Source organism: Kribbella sp. CA-293567 (genome assembly GCF_027627575.1).
Taxonomy (GTDB): Bacteria; Actinomycetota; Actinomycetes; order Propionibacteriales; family Kribbellaceae; genus Kribbella.
In genome coordinates this window covers 1,440,017-1,457,382 of record NZ_CP114065.1, presented here as the reverse complement: position 1 = coordinate 1,457,382, position 17,366 = coordinate 1,440,017, and the positions used below count along the sequence as shown (strand labels likewise).

At 68.6% G+C, this 17,366-nt stretch carries 11 protein-coding genes and 1 pseudogene; 11 read left to right on the top strand and 1 reads right to left on the bottom strand.

Annotation, left to right across the window (positions count from 1 at the left end; genetic code table 11):
* Window positions 1-3: 3 nt before the first annotated feature.
* Window positions 4-3,204: pseudogene (locus OX958_RS07010) on the bottom strand (AAA domain-containing protein); the annotation flags it as partial.
* Between the two features lie 451 nt (window positions 3,205-3,655).
* Here OX958_RS07010 and OX958_RS07005 point away from each other — a divergent pair.
* The 11 genes from OX958_RS07005 to OX958_RS06955 all read left to right on the top strand — a co-directional run bounded on the left by OX958_RS07005 (window position 3,656) and on the right by OX958_RS06955 (window position 17,360).
* Window positions 3,656-4,936 carry a toxic anion resistance protein gene (locus OX958_RS07005; RefSeq protein WP_270136347.1) on the top strand — a complete coding sequence of 427 codons (1,281 nt, stop codon included), beginning with the start codon at window positions 3,656-3,658 and terminating at the stop codon, window positions 4,934-4,936.
* Between the two features lie 71 nt (window positions 4,937-5,007).
* Window positions 5,008-5,586, top strand: a complete 579-nt coding sequence (locus OX958_RS07000) for a hypothetical protein (protein WP_270136346.1) — start codon at window positions 5,008-5,010, stop codon at window positions 5,584-5,586.
* Window positions 5,583-7,052: an AAA family ATPase gene (locus OX958_RS06995; RefSeq protein ID WP_270136345.1), complete on the top strand. Its 1,470-nt coding sequence runs from the start codon at window positions 5,583-5,585 to the stop codon at window positions 7,050-7,052. Before OX958_RS07000 ends, OX958_RS06995 begins: the two co-directional genes overlap by 4 nt.
* Window positions 7,049-8,377, top strand: coding sequence for a hypothetical protein (locus OX958_RS06990; RefSeq protein ID WP_270136344.1), 1,329 nt, complete (start codon window positions 7,049-7,051; stop codon window positions 8,375-8,377). The genes OX958_RS06995 and OX958_RS06990 overlap by 4 nt, the downstream gene beginning before the upstream one ends.
* Complete coding sequence (locus tag OX958_RS06985) at window positions 8,374-9,360, top strand: glutamate ABC transporter substrate-binding protein (protein WP_270136343.1); 987 nt, start codon at window positions 8,374-8,376, stop codon at window positions 9,358-9,360. Before OX958_RS06990 ends, OX958_RS06985 begins: the two co-directional genes overlap by 4 nt.
* Window positions 9,357-10,481: a hypothetical protein gene (locus tag OX958_RS06980; protein ID WP_270136342.1), complete on the top strand. Its 1,125-nt coding sequence runs from the start codon at window positions 9,357-9,359 to the stop codon at window positions 10,479-10,481. The genes OX958_RS06985 and OX958_RS06980 overlap by 4 nt, the downstream gene beginning before the upstream one ends.
* A complete protein-coding gene (locus OX958_RS06975) occupies window positions 10,478-12,835 on the top strand; it encodes a serine/threonine-protein kinase (RefSeq protein ID WP_270136340.1) in 2,358 nt (785 codons plus the stop codon). The genes OX958_RS06980 and OX958_RS06975 overlap by 4 nt, the downstream gene beginning before the upstream one ends.
* Window positions 12,832-13,896 carry a PP2C family serine/threonine-protein phosphatase gene (locus tag OX958_RS06970; protein ID WP_270136339.1) on the top strand — a complete coding sequence of 355 codons (1,065 nt, stop codon included), beginning with the start codon at window positions 12,832-12,834 and terminating at the stop codon, window positions 13,894-13,896. The genes OX958_RS06975 and OX958_RS06970 overlap by 4 nt, the downstream gene beginning before the upstream one ends.
* Before the next feature lie 56 nt (window positions 13,897-13,952).
* Window positions 13,953-15,230: a vWA domain-containing protein gene (locus OX958_RS06965; protein WP_270136338.1), complete on the top strand. Its 1,278-nt coding sequence runs from the start codon at window positions 13,953-13,955 to the stop codon at window positions 15,228-15,230.
* Window positions 15,227-16,003, top strand: coding sequence for an FHA domain-containing protein (locus OX958_RS06960; RefSeq protein ID WP_270136337.1), 777 nt, complete (start codon window positions 15,227-15,229; stop codon window positions 16,001-16,003). Before OX958_RS06965 ends, OX958_RS06960 begins: the two co-directional genes overlap by 4 nt.
* 85 nt (window positions 16,004-16,088) lie before the next feature.
* On the top strand, window positions 16,089-17,360 hold the full coding sequence (locus OX958_RS06955) for a Fic family protein (protein ID WP_270136336.1): 1,272 nt from the start codon (window positions 16,089-16,091) through the stop codon (window positions 17,358-17,360).
* Window positions 17,361-17,366 lie beyond the last annotated feature (6 nt).

The following is a 17,366-nucleotide window of genomic DNA, read 5'->3' as shown; positions in this document are numbered from 1 at the left end:
CTCACCACCTTCACGGTTCAGCGGACCGAAGGTTCGCGCCACCCGGCCATCGGGCCGCTTCGCGTAGCCGACACTGAGGATGATTGCATCGCGCTCGTCACCTTGGACTCGTTCCAGGTTCTTCACGAAGAACCGCCGAGACGCGCCCATCTCGTCACCGAAGAAGGATTCCAGCTGAGGCTTCTCCCGCAGCGCAGCCCGTAGAGCGACATCGATCCGATCCGCGTGTTTCTGACTCATCGCGATGACGCCGAGGCTCTCGTCCGGACGTTCGGTGGCATGCTCCAGTACGCGCTCCACCACCTTGTCGACCTCGGCCACGGCCGAGCCGTCCTGTCCCGGGACCGCCCGGCCGTCCACCACGTCCAGCGTGATGGGGCTGCCTTCGAGCACACCTGGGAAGGTGACAAGCTGCCGATCATAGATCTCGTTGTTGGAGAAGGCGATCAATCGTTCGTCACGGCTCCGGTAGTGCCACCGGAGCATATGCCGCTGGGTCAGCACACCGCCGAGCCTGGCGAGGATCGATTCGTAGTCCTTCAGGTCCCCGGCGCTGTCCTCCTCCTCTTCTTCGCCCTCCGCGCCACCCAGCATCCGCTGAAAATACGTGGACGGCGGAAGCTGGCGGTCGTCACCGGCCACGACGATCCTTCGCCCACGAATGATCGAAGTGATCGCGTCCTGCGGCAGGATCTGACTCGCCTCGTCGAAGATGACGATGTCGAAGAGACAGTCGGCAGGCAGCGTCTTGCTCACCAGTAACGGCGACATCGCCCAGCAGGGCCGAAGCGCGAGCAGAACGTCGGATGCGCTCTCGACCAACCGGCGAATCGACATGTGGCCCGTCTTGCGCTTCGCCTGGTTCCGCACCAGTGTTCCTTGATCGGGGTACTCGTCGCAGGCCTCGCTGAGCATCCGCGCGACTTCACGACGGACTCGCTGGGGCGCGACATCACGCAACCGCACGTCGGCGGCACAGAACTCGGTGACAGTGCGGGTATGGAAGCCCGCGGCGAAGTCTCGTAGTACTGGTGACGACACCTTGAACTGGTCGATCAGGGAGTGCAACCAGGCGTGCCGCAGGATGGCCGCCGCCTGTTCTCCATCGGCCTTGCGCTCGACGATCTCGTCGAGCAGCGCGCTCAGGCCGGCGGACTCGAACCGCTGCGTCAACGCGGTAAGTCGCGGCATCCGGAACAACGTGTCCTTGTCGGCCTCGAGCTTCTCCAGTTGCGATTGGACGTCTTCGGCCGGACGGCGATCCAGGTCCTCGATTCTGGCGCACAGCGCAACGGCCGCGAGCTGGTTCCGCAGATCGCTGTAGTGGCTGACGATATCCGCCAGTCCGTCGACGCCGGAGGGATCGCTCTGCTGCCCACCCAGCTGCCGCCATCGCTCTTGCTGGCGGCAGACTTCGACTATCGCCCGGTTCAGGTCCTGCCGCCGCTTGATGCCACGTCTCGACATCGCCCTCGCGGCCTTCACGGCACGCCGCCGCTCGCCGAAGGACATCTTGCGCCCCTCTGCCTTCCGGACCGAGCGATTGGCCGTCGCCAGGTACAGGGAGTCGAGGTCGCTGCGGAACACCTCTTGCCCGAACTCCGCGACCGCCTGCTCGATTCCGCCGAGGACCTCCAGGACCTCGCTCCAGCCGTCGATTCCGGCCGGCTTGGCCAGGCCGGTCTGCCGGAGGATCAGCTCCATGTCCTGGGTACTTCGATGCAGGGTCTTCGCGGTGAGCGCGTCGAGTTCGAGGAGGATCCGGTGAATGTCGTCCTCGGTCCGCACCTCGGTCGCGTTCGACCAAGGCGACTCTCCCCGGCGGATCCTGGGCCCGCCGGACTCCACATACTCCTGAAGGTCTTGGGTCACCTCGCGGATGACTCCTGCGCTGAGGGTCCGCAGCACCGAACCACGAAACCTGAGTCGGCTCTGCGCCGCGGGCGAAAGCCGGAACGACTCTTCCATGGCCTGAAAGGCCGAAACTTCCCAAGGAGACCGCACGGCGTGCAACTCCTTGGTGTAAGCGACCGCGCGCCTGCGCCGGTCGGCGTACCCGGCGTTCAGTTCGTCGACCCGTACCGGACGTTCCGCGGCGGCCCGATCAAGACTCTGAGCCAACTGCTGCGCGAGCTGCCGTTTGTTCAGCTTCTGTTGGTGCAGGTCGAAGACCAGACCCTCGAGATCGACATCGGCGAGCCGCTGCGTGACCGCCTCGATCGCAGCGCGCTTCTCGGCGACGAAGAGAACCTTCTGACCCTGCGCCGCAGCACCCGCGATGATATTGGCGATGGTCTGGCTCTTGCCCGTACCCGGTGGTCCTTCGATCAGGACGTTGTGACCTGCCAGGGCAGCAGAGATCGCTTTCTCCTGCGACGAGTCCGCGTCCTGCACCAATACTTCTTCACTGGGCGAAATATCATCTATTTCGACAAAAGTAAATCCCCTGCCGTCTTCCTGCAGTGCTTTCAACGCATCCAGATCGCCCGCCAGCGCGGATATGACATCGTTGCCAGCCAGCAACTCGGTTGCTTTCTGAAGATCTTCCACCATGGGCAGCTTCTCGTAGCTGAACAGGCCGATCACGGTCTTGACCTCGAGGTCCAGCTCAAGATCCCATTGCGCGACTTCGGTTCGCAGCACCTCGTAAACTTCCCGGAGTCGAGCCTGCGGCCCGTCCGCCTCAGCCGCGACCGCGTTGAGCCGCTCGGTGAACTCTTCGAGCTTCAACTCCGCGCCATGCTCATGGACGAGCGAGTAGAGCAGTACCGGATTGACTTCCACCTCATCGCCGGGCTGGAGACTGTAGTCACTCTCGCTGACCGTCTTGGCATTGATTTCCACCGCCCTGAGCAGCAGTGGCGCTCGCAGAGCCGGCATCGATCGCCCGCTCGCACCTGGGCGTACAGCCAGCCGCACCATGCCATGGGCGATCCGGCCGGCCTGGATTCCCTGCTCCTCCTCCAGCGCGACGATCCGCCGCCTGATGTTCTTTGCCCGTAGGCAAGCTTCTTTGAGCAGTTGCTGGTCCGGCAGCAACACCCGCAACGACTCCGCTGAACCGGACAGCAACCGATCCAGCGGCGCCAGAGCCGCACCGGACAGATCCAGACTGGCGGTTTTGGTGTCCTTGAAATGCAGCAGAGTGTTTCGATGCCCCAGGTCGACGAGGCTCGCGGCCCATTCCGCCGCTTTGCGACTCACCAACGCATATCGCTCGTTGTTCGCTGAACCAGACAAAATTGCTCCCCCTTGCACGAAACGAACAGCCCGAGACGGCCGGAGCCCTCGAGGCTCGCCGTTCCGCGGCGAGCCTTATAGTTTGCGGATCACTCAGCGTCACGTCAAGGCTCTAAAGATCCTTAAATTTTGTACTCACTGTTGTTTCCAGTCGACGTGAACTGGATTGAAAATGCAATCAATTAGCTGGCGGACCACTGTCCGGCGAGGCGACGGCGGGCGGATCCGAGGGCCGAACACGCTGGTCGTCACCGATTCCGGGGTGCTCGGTCGCTCCGGGCGATGGGCTGGTCACGGATCGAAGAAGGTTCCGCGCAGAAGACCGGGAACCGCGTAGATTGTGTGCGCGTCACGGAGTGTGTGACAGGGGACGCGGGCGCGGAGGCTCGCGGAAGGCCACCGGAGGGGAACGACGATGACCGAAGCTGACAACACCCAGGGCACTCCAGGGGGCGCCGCGGGGGGTGCTGCCGCGGCGGCCGCGCCTGCGCAGTCACCGCTGCAGCCGCCGACGGCGACCGCGCCCGGCCTGATCCTGACGGCGCCCGCGCCGACCGAGCCGGTGGCCGCGACCGCCGCGCCGAGTCTCGCGCCCGCGGTGGATCCGGCCGCGCTGCCCGGCCTGGACTCGAAGGTCGACTCCTTCCTGACCTCGCTGATGACCGCCGCGCCGCGCTCGCCGGAGTTCAGCCAGAAGGCCGGTGACGTCCGCAGCATGGGTGACGTCGACATCCGGCACGCCGCGGAGAGCTCGAACCGGCTGCTGCAGTCGCCGGTCAAGGCGCTGACCAGCGGTGGCCTGGCCGAGGGCTCGACGGTCGGCAAGACGCTGCTCGAACTTCGCCGTACGGTCGAGAACCTGGACCCGAAGGAAGCCACCGGGCCGAAGAAGCTGCTCGGGATGATCCCGTTCGGGGACAAGATCGAGGACTACTTCCGCAAGTACCAGAGCGCGCAGAGCCACCTCGAGGGCATCCTGCACTCGTTGCGCAACGGCCAGGACGAGCTCGCCAAGGACAACGCCGCGCTGAACCTGGAGAAGCAGCAGCTCTGGGACGCGATGGGCCGCCTGAACCAGTACGTGTACGTCGCCGAGCGGCTGGACGCCCGGCTGTCGGCGACGATCGCCGAGCTCGAGCTGTCGGACCCCGACAAGGCCCGGGCGCTGCGCGAGGACGTGCTGTTCTACGTCCGGCAGAAGCACCAGGACCTGCTGGTCCAGCTGGCCGTGTCGATCCAGAACTACCTGGCCATCGACATCGTGATCAAGAACAACATCGAGCTGATCAAGGGCGTCGACCGGGCCTCGACCACCACGGTTTCGGCGCTGCGGACCGCGGTCATCGTGGCGCAGGCACTGGGCAACCAGAAGCTCGTGCTGGACCAGATCACCGCGCTGAACACGACCACCAGCGGGATGATCGAGCGCACCTCGCAGATGCTGCGGGACAACTCGGTCGCGATCCAGCAGCAGGCGGCCTCGGCCACCATCGGGCTGCCGCAGCTGCAGGCGGCGTTCGCGAACATCTACGCCACGATGGACGCGATCGACACCTTCAAGGTGGAGGCGCTGGACAACATGGCCGCCACCATCGGCACGCTGGAGGGCGAGGTGACCAAGTCCCGCAGCTACCTGGACCGGGTCGCCAAGCAGGACCAGCGGGTCGTCAGCGGCACGCTCGACCTCGGCCGCTGAGCTGAGACCTTCGAGCCGACCCCTCGAACTGACCCTTCAACTGACACCTTCGACCGGGGAGCGGGCATTGCATGGCGCTGGGTGACTTCTTCGCGCGACTGACCGGTCGCAAGGCGGAGCCCGAGCCTGCCCCGATCCCCCGCGCGCCCACCAACGACGACCTGCTGCAGGCCCTGGTCAGGGTCGAGCAGCTGGTCGCCGACGGCGCCGTACCGGCCGTGGTGGCGTCGCGGGTCAACAGAGTGGTCCGGATCGTCCGCGAGACCGTCCCCCGGCTCGGCAACCTGGGTGGCAGCGCCCACGCGTACTCCGTGATGGCGACCGCGACCGACTACCTGCCGGAGGCCATCGGCGGGTATTTGCGACTCCCCCGGCAGTGGGCCGACAGCCGGCCGGTGGACCGCGGCAAGACCTCGCTGATGATCCTGATCGACCAGCTGGACCTGCTGGGGTCGACGATGGACAAGGTGTTCGACGCGGTGAACCGGCACGACGCCGAGGCCCTCATCGCGCACGGCAGGTTCCTGCAGGAGAAGTTCGGCACCGGGTCGACCGGTGGCAGTCTCGCCCTGGGCCCGACCCATTCGACGCCGCCACCCGACACCGGGTCCGGTCCGTTACAACCACCAGCTGGACGAGGAGACGCATGAGCAGCGCGGGGGGTACTTCGCTGCAGGACGCACTGTCGGCTCTGCTGACGGTCGCTACACGGGCGGGCGTCGCAGAGGACGTCGCGCGGGCCGAGGCGCTGTCGCTGGCCGCTGCGCTGGCTGAGTCGGCGCCGGGCGCTCCGGCCGACTGGGCGTCGGTGACACCGGGTGCAGGAACGCAGGACTTCTTCGACTCCGCAGTACGCGGGCGTCGCTGGCGAGGCGCTCCGACCGCAGTACTGACCGACCTGGTGGCGCGGGGCTCCGCAGAGAAGGTCCCGTACGCCGAAGCGCTGGCCGAGGTCGCCTCAGCCGCCTGCACCCTCGGCGAGCCGACCATGCGAGTCATCGGCAACGCGTCGGTCGCAGCGGCCGCCCAACTGCAGGCAGCAGGCGCGAGACGCCTGGAGGCCGGCGGCCCGCCGAGCCCGGCCAATGCGCTCACCCCCGGCCATGCGGGCACCGCCGGTAGCTCCACTGGCGCAGGGACAAGCAGCGTCGCAGGCGCAGTAGAAAGCGCAGCGCAGCAAGCCGCCGTTGAGGCAGTGCCTGAGCGGAGCGTCGAGGAACTGCTGGCGGAGCTGGACGACCTGACCGGCCTGGAGAAGGTCAAGCGGGAGGTACACCGCCAGGTCGCCGTACTGCGGGTCGAGAAGCTACGTGCCGAGGCCGGTCTGAAGAGTCCGACCATCACCCGGCACCTGGTCTTCACCGGCAACCCCGGCACCGGCAAGACCACCGTGGCCCGGTTGGTCAGCGGCATCTACAAGGCACTCGGCCTGCTCTCCAAGGGACAGCTGATCGAGGTGGATCGCTCCGAGCTCGTCGCCGGCTATCTCGGCCAGACCGCCACCAAGACCGCTGAAGTGGTCGCGTCCGCGGCCGGTGGCGTGCTGTTCATCGACGAGGCGTACAGCCTCACCGCCGGTGAGCTGGGCGCCGACCAGTACGGGCGCGAGGCCGTCGACACCCTGGTCAAGGAGATGGAGGACCGGCGCGACGACCTGGTCGTCATCGTGGCCGGCTATCCGGAGCCGATGGAGGACTTCATCGCCGCGAACCCCGGGCTGGCCAGCCGGTTCCGGACCACGATCGGCTTCGAGGACTACACCGACGAAGAGCTGACCGACATCCTGACCGGCCTGGCGAAGGGCGCCGACTACGAGCTGACGCCCGAGGCACTGGACCAGTTCGAGGTCGTGCTCGCCTCGACCCGGCGGGACCGCTCGTTCGGCAACGGCCGGTTCGCGCGCAACATGCTGGAGGCCGCGATCGGCCGGCACGCCTGGCGGCTGCGCGACGTGACGGCACCGACCACCGAGCAGTTGCGTCAGATCCTCGCCGCGGACCTGACCGACGAGGAGCTGCACCCCGAAGGCGAACGCAGTACGGCAGAAGTGACGATCGAGAAGGCCACCGAAGACTCCGCACCTGAGCTTGGGCCCGAGCAAGGAGAGACGGCGTGACACAGACAGCCAGTGCGCCCCCCGCGACCAGAGCGCCGGTGGTTCCGCAGGCCGCGGCGCCGGGTCCGCGACCGCAGTCGCCGGTCGCACGACAGCCACTGGGCCGGGTCGCCACCTGGTTCGACGGTACGCCGGGCCGGATGCGCGCGCTGCTCATCATCGCCGCCGTGGTCAGCGTGGTCTTCGGACTCACCGCCGCCCAGGGCTTCAACCAGTCCGACGGCGCCCTGAGCCGCGCCGAGGCCAACACCGCCCAGCTGGTCCGGATCCAGGCGATCCACACCAACCTGGTCAGCGCGAACGCCGACGCCACCAACGCCTTCCTGGTCGGCGGTCTGGAGCCGCCGGCCCAGCGTCAGCACTTCACCGACTCGCTGAACACCGCCGCCAAGCTGATCGCCGAGGCCGCCACCGCGCAGCCCGCCGACCAGCAGGCGCTCGGCGCGCTCAACGTCACGCTGCTCACCTACCAGGGCCTGATCGAGCAGGCCCGGGCGAACAACCGCCAGGGTCTGCCGCTCGGTTCGCAGTACCTGAAGGACGCCAGCGCGACCCTGCAGCAGGACTCGCTGCCGGTGCTGAGCGAACTGGTCAAGGCCAACCAGGCCCGCGTCGACAGCGAGTTCGACGGGATCGACCGAGGCGGAATCTGGCTGGTCGCGGGCAGCCTGCTCGCGCTGGCCGCGCTCGTCGCGTCGCTGTGGTGGCTGGCGCAGCGCACCCACCGCTATCTGAACGTCCCCATCGCGGCCGCCGCGGTCGTCGTCCTGCTCACTCTGGTCATCGGGGGCGGCTCGCTCGCCGGCGCCTCGAACTCGGCCAAGGAGACCCGCGACATCTCCTACGCCGACACCCTCGCGCTGTCGCAGGCCCGGATCGCGGCGTACGACGCGAAGTCGAACGAGAGCCTGACGCTGATTGCCCGCGGTTCGGGGACGGCGTTCGAGGAGGCCTGGAAGAAGTCCGCGGCCACCGTCGACGAGCAACTGCTCCGCGGCGGTTCCACCAGCCCTGCGGTGGAGCGGCAGTGGAAGGCCTACAAGGCCGCGCACGAGAAGATCCGCGGGCTCGACGACAAGGGCAACTGGGACGGCGCGGTCGACCTGGCGATCGGCACCGGCCGGTCGACCTCCAACGCGGCCTTCGCCGCCTTCGACAAGTCCTCCGCCGACCGGCTCGCCAACCTCAGCGACGCGACCCAGTCCGAACTGGACGCCGCCGGCGGCTCGCTCGGCGTACTCGGCTGGCTCGGCCTGCCGATCGGGATCGTCACCGCCCTGCTCGCCGCCTGGGGCTTCTCCCAGCGACTGGAGGAGTACCGATGAACAAGACCCGTCTGATCGCCGGTTCGCTCGCTCTACTGTTCGCGGCCACCGCGTGCGGCTCCGGCTCGTACGACGCCACTCCGGTGCCCGTGAAGCCGACGCCTGCGCCGGCGAAGCCAGGCACCCCGCCCGTGCAGGACTGCGACAACCCCTTGCAGTCCTACGCCCCGGACCCGGCCGGGCTGCCGGTGCCGGGCGGAACGATGCCGGCCGAATCCACGATGGCCAAGATCAAGTCCCACGGCCGGCTGGTCGCCGGAGTCTCGGCCGACAGCCTCAACCTCGGCTCCCGCAACCCGCTGACGGGTGAGATCGAGGGCTTCGACATCGACATGATCAAGGCCGTCGCCAAAGCGATCTTCGGCGACGAGACCAAGGTCGAGCTGCGGGTCATCTCCAGCCCGCAACGGCTGCCGGTGCTGGCCGCGCGGCGGCAGCCGGGGGCCGTCGACATCGTCGCGCGCAACATGACGATCAACTGTGCCCGCTGGAAGGAGATCGCCTTCTCCGCGGAGTACTACCGCTCCGGCCAGAAGCTGCTGGTCCGCAACGACATGAAGGCGGAGTCGCTGGCCGAGCTGAGCGGCCAGAAGGTCTGCACCCCGGCCGGCTCGACCAGCTACGACAACATGGTGAAGGCCAATCCCGAGATCATCCCGGTCACCGCCGACACCGACACCGGCTGTCTGGTGCTGTTCCAGCAGGGCAAGGTGGTCGGCATCTCCGGCGACGACACCGTGCTGGCCGGTGACGCGGCCCAGGACCCGTACGCGCGGGTCACGAAGGCCCTCAAGATCAGCGACGAGCCGTACGGTCTGGGCATCAACAAGGACCAGGTCGACTTCGTCCGGTTCGTCAATGGTGTGCTCGCGCAGATGAAGGCCGACGGCCGCTGGAAGGCGTCGTACGACAAGTGGCTGCTGCCGAATCTCAAGGTTCCCGGGGTGCCGCCGGTGCCGGTCTACGGCAGAGTCGAAGAATGACAGTAGGCACCCCCACGGCCACCGCGCCGCAGCCGCCGGGACGGATCGGCAGCAGCATCCCGGCCCAGGATCTGCTGGCGTTCCTGTCCGAGCTCGGCAGCTGGCGTGACCGGCGCCGGGCGGAACTGGACGAGCTCGACCAGGCCGCCCTGCGGTCGGCCGAGGCCGACGACCTCAGTGGCGACGTCGTGCTGGCGATGGCGGTCTGGAAGGCGGTCTCGGACCGGTACGAGCTGATCCTGGTCACCTGGGACTCCGGCCGGGTCGGGCCGACCGAGACCGAGCGGATCTCCACCCTGATCTGGGGTGGGCTGGACACCGGCGACGCGGCCGGCTCGCTCGCCGTTTCGTTGCCTGAGGCATGCACTTTGTCGGACGCGCTGGCCTCGACGCTGCGGGCCAGACTCGCGCTCGAGCCGGGCGACGCCGACCTGGCCGCGCGGCTGCGTCAGTTGCGGGCGCAGGTCGAGCGGATCAAGGACCTGGTCGCGATCGAGCCGGCCGCGACCCGCAACGCGGCGATCGCGAAGCACCACGATCTCGACCGCCGGGTCACCGACCTGACCGAGCGGGCCAAGCGCGGCGCCGACATCGGCGGGCTGATCGGCCCACTGGAGATCGATGCCGCGCACAACGAACGCGACCTGATCGTCGGCGCCGCGACCCGGCGGGAGCGGGCGGCCGACGTGGCCCGCGCCCGCGCCGTACGGACCGAGCTCGAGGCGCAGGGGCAGGCTGTTCGGGCGCTCGCGGACCGGTGCGTCGCCACCGTGTCGCCCGCGCCGCGACTCGCCGTACCCGATGTCACCGCGCTGGGCCCGGTTCCGAACACCCCGGCCGAGCTGGAGAAATACCTGACCCGCCTGGACGCCGTACGGCGTGCGCTGGGTCAGGCGCAGACGGCGTACGGTTCCGCGCTGGAGCGCAAGGACGAGTTGGCCGGGCGGCTGGACGCGTACCAGGTGAAAGCCGGCAGCGTCCCCCGGACCACTGGAACCACCGATGACCTGGCAGAGCTCTATCGACGCGGCCGGGAGGTGCTCGACGCGGAACCGGTGGACCTGGTTCGGCTCGGCGCGCTCGTGGCGGCGTACCAGACGTATCTGGGAGTGACGACATGACGACCAACGCCTGCACGCAGCCGGGTTGTACCGGCTCGATCCTGGACGGCTACTGCGATGTGTGCGGCTCTCCTGCCGCTGCCGCCGCCGTAGCTCCTACTGCCAGTGCAACCACACAACTGGGCCGCTGCAGTCAGCCTGGCTGTTCAGGGACTGTTGTAGATGGCTACTGCGATGTCTGTGGCACCCCCGGCAGTGGCGGTGGATCAGTCACCGCCTCTGCGCCAGACCCGATCAGTACCGCCTCTACCGTCTCCCGTGCCTCCAACCGGCTGGCGTCGACGCCACTCGGCTCGGCCCGCGCCACCGCGGCCGGCTCCAAGCTGACCCGCCGCCTCGGTACTTCGTCCACCCGCCTGCGCGGGGCAAGGCTGGGCGCCGGTCTGACCCACGTACCGCCGATCCCCGCGATCGACGCCAGCAAGGCGATCCTGGCCAACCCGATGGTCCCCGAGGAGCGCCGCAACTGTCCTAGCTGCGGCAACCCGGTCGGCCGCTCGCGGGGCGACCAGCCCGGCCGGACCGACGGCTTCTGCCCGAAGTGCCGCAACCCGTTCTCGTTCTCGCCCAAGCTGAAGGACGGCGACCTCGTCGGCGGCCAGTACCTGGTGCGCGGCTGCCTGGCCCACGGCGGCTTCGGCTGGATCTACATGGCCCAGGACCAGAACGTGTCCAACCGCTGGGTGGTGCTGAAGGGTCTGCTGAACTCCGAGGACCCCGACGCCGTCGCGGCCGCGATCGCCGAGCAGCAGTTCCTGGCCCGGGTCGAGCACCCGCTGATCGTCGAGATCTACAACTTCGTCACCCACGACGGTGCCGGCTACATCGTGATGGAGTACGTCGGCGGCACCTCGCTGAAGACGCTGCTCAAGTCCCGGATGCAGGCCAACAACAACCAGTACGACGCGCTGCCGGTCGACCAGGCGATCGCCTACCTGCTCGAGATCATGCCGGCCTTCTCCTACCTGCACGACCTGGGCCTGGTCTACTGCGACTTCAAGCCGGACAACATCATCCAGGTCGGCGACGCGGTCAAGCTGATCGACCTGGGCGGGGTCCGGCGGATCGACGACATGGACTCGGCCATCTACGGCACGGTCGGCTTCCAGGCACCGGAGGTGGCCGAGGTCGGCCCGTCGATCGCCTCGGACATCTACACCCTCGGCCGGACGCTCTGCGTGCTCGCGTTCGAGTTCCGCGGCTACCAGTCGCGGTACGTCGGCTCGCTGCCGCCGGTGTCCGAGGTGCCGCTGTTCCAGCAGTACGACTCGGTCTACCGGCTGCTGGTGAAGGCCTGCGCGCCCGACCCCGCTGACCGCTTCGTGTCGGCCGACGAGTTCCGGGTCCAGCTGCTCGGCGTACTGCGGGAGGTGGTCGCCGACCGGCAGGGCGTCAAGGCGGCCCAGCACTCCACGTCGTCGATCCTGTTCGGCAGCCCCGGCGACCTCGCCGCAGGGCTGGGCGACGCGGCCGAACCGTGGCGGCGGCTGCCGTCGCTGGCCACCGACGACAGCGACAAGATGGCCGGCTGGCTGAAGACCGTCAGCGTGCCCGACCCGGAGAAGCGGCTCGAGTTGCTGGTCGACGCGCCCGAGTCCTCCGCGCAGATCCTGCTGGAGATCGCCCAGACGGCGCTGGAGATCGGGCCCTCGCGGTACGAAATGGTCGACACCGCGGTCACCGACCTGCTCGCGGCGGACCCGTGGGAGTGGCGGGCGGTCTGGATGTCCGGACTGGTCGCACTGGCCCGCAACGACGCCGCTGCCGCACAGTCGGCGTTCAATGCCGTCTACGGCCAGGTGCCGGGCGAGCTGGCGCCGAAGCTCGCACTGGCCGTCTCCTGCGAGATCAGCGGCGAGTACGACGTGGCGGAGGGTCTCTACCTGACCTGCGCCCGCACCGACGCCAACTACATCGCCCCCTCCGCGTTCGGGCTGGCGGCGATCCGCTCGGCCCGCGGCGACCTCGACGGAGCCGTCAACGCCCTGGACCTGGTGCCGCCGACCAGCGGGTCGTTCGTCCGGGCTCGCCGGATGCGAGCCGGTCTGCTGGCAGGATCGGGGCGTGGGCTGCCCGCGCTGGCCGAAGCGATGAGCAATCTCGAGAGCGTGACGATCGACCCGCTGGACCGGGCGAACCTGACCGCGAACGTGTTCCGGACCGCCCTGGACGAGGTCCTCGGCAAGGGCCCACAGCCCGGACTGAAGATCGCCGGCCGGGAAGCGGTCGAGCCGGAACTGCGGGACGGCCTGGAAGCGGCTTACCGTGAACTCGCCGGGCATGCGCGCAACCGGCAGGAACGGATCGCCCTGGTCGACCTGGCCAACGATGTTCGAGGATGGACGCTGCGATGACGAGTACGACCCAGACGGCCTGCCCCAGCTGCGGTGGACCGATCTCCGACGCCGACCTCTTCTGCGAGGCGTGCGGAGCACAGCTCACGCCCAGCGCGCCGGGCACCACCGCGATCGACACCGACACCGAGCCGACGGTCGAGCTGCACCCGGGCGCCGCGGCGCGCGGTGCCGAGGCAGCCCCCGGTCCCTGCCGCTCCTGCGGCGGGGCGATCAGCTCCGACGGATACTGCGAGAACTGCGGCACGAAGGCGACCAAGCCGCGTGACCACTTCAGCGAGCAGCCCGCTCCTTGGGTGGCGGCCGTCTGCGATCGAGGCATCCGGCACAGCCGTAACGAGGACGCCGTGGCGATCGCTGCCGATCAAGAGCCGGGCAGCCGCGCCCTGCTGGTGGTCTGCGACGGGGTCAGCTCCTCGCTGGACTCCGACGTGGCCAGCCTAGCCGCCGCGCGCGCCGCACGCGACGTACTGGTCGCCGGCAACGCACAAGGGATGGGCACTGAGTCCTCCCGCAACAGTGCGGTGATCGCGCGGCTCAAGGCTGCCGCGGATGCCGCTAGCGACGCAGTACTGGAGAACACTTCGCCGGACAGCCCGAATCCGGCCTCCTGCACGTTCGTGGCCACTGTGCTCGAGGGTGACCTGCTGGTGGCCGGCGTGGTCGGTGACAGTCGCGCGTACTGGTTCCCGGACAACGCCGAAGCAGTCGGGCTGACTGTGGACGACTCCTGGGCGGCCGAGCTGATCGCGACCGGCGTACCGCGGCACGAGGCTGAGACGGGCCCGCAAGCACATGCGATCACCCGCTGGCTGGGTAAGGACGCTCCGGACCACACACCTCGTACTACGACGCTGAAGGTCAGCGGACCCGGCTGGTTGATGGCCTGCTCGGACGGCCTGTGGAACTACTGTTCCGAGGCGGCACCGCTGGCTGACCTGGTCCGTCAGACCGCTGCGGCCAACGGTGGCGAGCCGCTGGCCACCGCTTCCGCGCTGGTCGACTGGGCCAACGCCCAGGGCGGCCAGGACAACATCACCGTCGCCCTCGCCCGGATCTGATCACCACCGCTTGTTACTGATTTCGCTCTTGTCGCTTCATCGAAAGGACGCCTGAGATGGCCGAGTTCTCCGCCACCGTGTACCAGAACGAGTTCCTGCCCGACGGCGGCACCGACGTCCACGCGATCGTCACGGTGTCCTGCAGCGGCGCGGGCTCGGCCGGCCAGTCCGGCAGCGGCGACGCGGGCGAGATCATCATCGTCGACACCTCCGGCTCGATGGGCGCCGAGGGCGTGCGGGCGGCGGCGTTCGCCGCGCAGACCGCGCTGGACCAGATCCTCGACGGGGTCTGGTTCGCGGTGATCTCCGGCAACGACCGGGCCCAGCTGGCTTTCCCGCCGTCGCCGGAGCCGGTGATGGTGCGGATGGACCAGTTCACCCGGCAGGCGGCCAAGGACGCGGTGTCGCGCTTCTACGCCGACGGCGGAACCGCGATGGGCACCTGGCTGCGGCTCGCCTCGCGGGTCTTCGCGACCGTGCCGACGCTGACCCAGAAGCACGCCCTGCTGCTCACCGACGGCGAGAACCAGCACGAGTCGCCGGAGGTGCTGACCCAGACCATCCAGGCCGTCACCGGCCAGTTCCAGTGCGACTGCCGCGGCGTCGGCGTCGCCTGGCAGGTCGACGAGGTACGCCGGATCGCGACCGCGCTGCTCGGCACGGTCGACATCATCCCGGCGCAGGACCAGCTCGCCGCCGAGTTCGCCAAGATCATCCAGAACGCGATGAGCAAGGGCGTCGCGCAGGCCGAGATGCGGGTCTGGGCTCCGCAGGGCGCGCAGGTGCTGTTCGTCCGGCAGGTCGCCCCGACGGTGGACGACCTCACGGGCCGGCGTACCGAGGTGAACGCGCTGACCAGCGCCTACCCGACCGGCTCGTGGGGTGACGAGTCCCGCGACTACCACGTGGCGGTCCGGCTCGCGGCCAAGGGAATCGGCCAGGAGCAGCTCGCGGCGCGGGTGCAGCTGGCGATCGGCACCGACATCGTCGCGCAGGGTCTGGTGCGGGCGCTGTGGTCGGAGGACGAGGCACTGACGACCCGGATCAGCCCGGAGGTCGCCCACTACACCGGGCAGACCGAACTGGCCGACGCGATCCAGGAGGGCCTCGCCGCGAAGGCCGCCGGCGACACCGCGACCGCGACCACCAAGCTCGGCCGCGCGGTGCAGCTCGCCGCGCAGACCGGCAACGAGGAGGCCACCACCCGGCTCCGTAAGGTGGTCGACATCGACGACCAGGACAACGGCACCGTGCGGCTCAAGCGCACCGTCGAGAAGGCCGACGAGATGGCCCTCGACACCGCCTCCACCAAGACCACCCGGGTGAAGAAATGACCTCAGTGACGTGTCCGAGCGGGCACCCGTCCGTCTCCACCGACTACTGCGACGTCTGCGGCCTGCCGATCCCGGCCGCCGGCGCTTCGGCCGCAGGCGGCTCACCCGCCGGTGCATCGCCGGCCGGTACTTCGTCGGGCCTGGGCGGCTCGTCTGCTCTCGATGGCGGCGCCTCCGCTCCGGCAGCGCCTCCTGCGCCGGCAACCCAGGCCTGCCCGAACTGCTCGGACCCGGCCGCCCCGGACGCGCTGTTCTGCGAAAACTGCGGCTACGACTACACCACCGGCACCATGCCGCGTCCCGCTTCGTCCCTCGACCTCGGTACGCCGCCCCCGGTCCCGCCCGCCCCGCAGGAGGTCGCTGACTGGGTGGTCGAACGCTGGGTAGACCCGGACTGGTACGAGGTACAGCAGAGCGACGACCCGTGCCCGTCCCCGGGACTGCCGGCAGTCATCCCCGTGACCGCCAAGAGCGTGCTGGTCGGGCGCCCGTCCAAGAGCCGCGGCATCACCCCGGAGATCGACTGCGGCGAAGACACCGGCGTGAGCCGCCGTCAGGCCCAGCTGACCACCGACGGCCAGCGCTGGTGGGTGGAAGACCTCCAGTCCTCCAACGGCACCTTCGTCGGCCCTTCCTCCGGCCCCCTCCCCGAAGACCCCATCCCTGCCGGTCAACGCCGCGAACTCAACACCGACGACCGCGTCTACGTCGGCGCCTGGACCCGCCTGGTGGTCCGCAAGTCCACCCCCGAGGAACAAGCCGGCCAGGCCTGACGTGCGACCTGTCGAACCTGGACTAGTATTTCTCTAAGTCCAGGTTAGACAAACAACCTGGACTTAGATGAGGAAGAGGTCCAGGTTGAGTCGGCAGATCACAGCGATTTGGCAGGGCAACCCCGACGCGTACGGCCCGCGCAAGTACCGGCGGCCGTGCGAGTACACGGCGTACCTGCCTGATCTGCTCAGCGCCCATCCGCTGGATTTCAGTGCCGAGTTGACGGCGGACATCGCCGATACCGAGCGTGCACTAGCGGCGTTCGGAGGTCCCGGCGAGCATCATCTCGAGCAGCTCGCCCGGTTTCTGTTGCGTGCGGAGGCCGTTGCCTCCTCCAAGATCGAAGGCCTCCAGGTCAACAGCCGTCGGCTGGCGCGGCACGAGGCGAAGGTGGCAGCCGGGGCACAGGGCGAGGACGCGACCGCCGACGCCGTACTCGGCAACGTCCACGCCATGGACTACGCCGTCCAGTCCGTCGCGATGCTCGACAAGGTCGAGGTCAGGGATCTGGTCGAAATCCACCGAGCGCTGATGGAGCACTCGGACCAACCGGAGATAGCCGGCCAGATCCGGACCAAGCAGAACTGGATCGGGGGGAGCAATTTCAACCCTTGCCAGGCCGCCTTCGTCCCGCCTCCACCGGAGCATGTCGAAGCTCTCCTCGAAGACCTCTGCGTCTTCGTCAACCGGGACGACCTGCCCGGCACGATCCAAGCAGGGCTGGTCCATGCGCAGTTCGAGACCATTCATCCCTTCGCCGACGGCAACGGACGTACCGGACGCGCTCTGATCCACGTCGTCCTCAAACGTCGAGGCCTGGCAAAAGACTTCGTCCCACCCATCAGCCTTGCGCTCGCGACGCGTGCCGCGGCCTATATCGACGGCCTCTCCAGATTCCGGTACGTCGGCGCGCCGGGTAGCGAGCCGGCATCGAGCGGTCTCCGCGACTGGCTCGACCTGTTCCTGTCCGCCACCCGGCGGGCCACCGCGGATGCCGCCGCCTTGCAATCTCGTCTGACCGATCTCGAGACCGGGTGGCGCGCCGCGCTCAGCCCACGCAAGGGCAGCGCCGCGGAACGACTTCTGCCCGAACTGATCGGCCATCCTGTGATCACCGCGGAAGATGCCATGAGACTGACCGGATCCAGTCGGTCGGCGGCTTTCACGGCGGTGGAGACGTTCGTCAGCGCCGGCATCCTCAGTCCCGTCGGCAGCCAGCAGCGCTACCGCTTGTTCGAAGCCGCTCAGGTTTTCCAGATCCTGACCGACTACGAGCGGGCATCGGCAACCGAGTCCGGGAGCACCCGAGGGGAACAACCCAAACGTGCCGTTCCCTATCGCCAGAACCGTTCCTGAACATCG

Excerpts from the sequence above, each read along its gene's own strand:
- OX958_RS07005 (WP_270136347.1), top strand. The coding sequence starts at position 3,656 with ATGACCGAAGCTGACAACACCCAGGGCACTCCAGGGGGCGCCGCGGGG.
- OX958_RS07000 (WP_270136346.1), top strand. The coding sequence starts at position 5,008 with ATGGCGCTGGGTGACTTCTTCGCGCGACTGACCGGTCGCAAGGCGGAG.
- OX958_RS06995 (WP_270136345.1), top strand. The coding sequence starts at position 5,583 with ATGAGCAGCGCGGGGGGTACTTCGCTGCAGGACGCACTGTCGGCTCTG.
- OX958_RS06985 (WP_270136343.1), top strand. The coding sequence starts at position 8,374 with ATGAACAAGACCCGTCTGATCGCCGGTTCGCTCGCTCTACTGTTCGCG.
- OX958_RS06980 (WP_270136342.1), top strand. The coding sequence starts at position 9,357 with ATGACAGTAGGCACCCCCACGGCCACCGCGCCGCAGCCGCCGGGACGG.
- OX958_RS06975 (WP_270136340.1), top strand. The coding sequence starts at position 10,478 with ATGACGACCAACGCCTGCACGCAGCCGGGTTGTACCGGCTCGATCCTG.
- OX958_RS06970 (WP_270136339.1), top strand. The coding sequence starts at position 12,832 with ATGACGAGTACGACCCAGACGGCCTGCCCCAGCTGCGGTGGACCGATC.
- OX958_RS06965 (WP_270136338.1), top strand. The coding sequence starts at position 13,953 with ATGGCCGAGTTCTCCGCCACCGTGTACCAGAACGAGTTCCTGCCCGAC.
- OX958_RS06960 (WP_270136337.1), top strand. The coding sequence starts at position 15,227 with ATGACCTCAGTGACGTGTCCGAGCGGGCACCCGTCCGTCTCCACCGAC.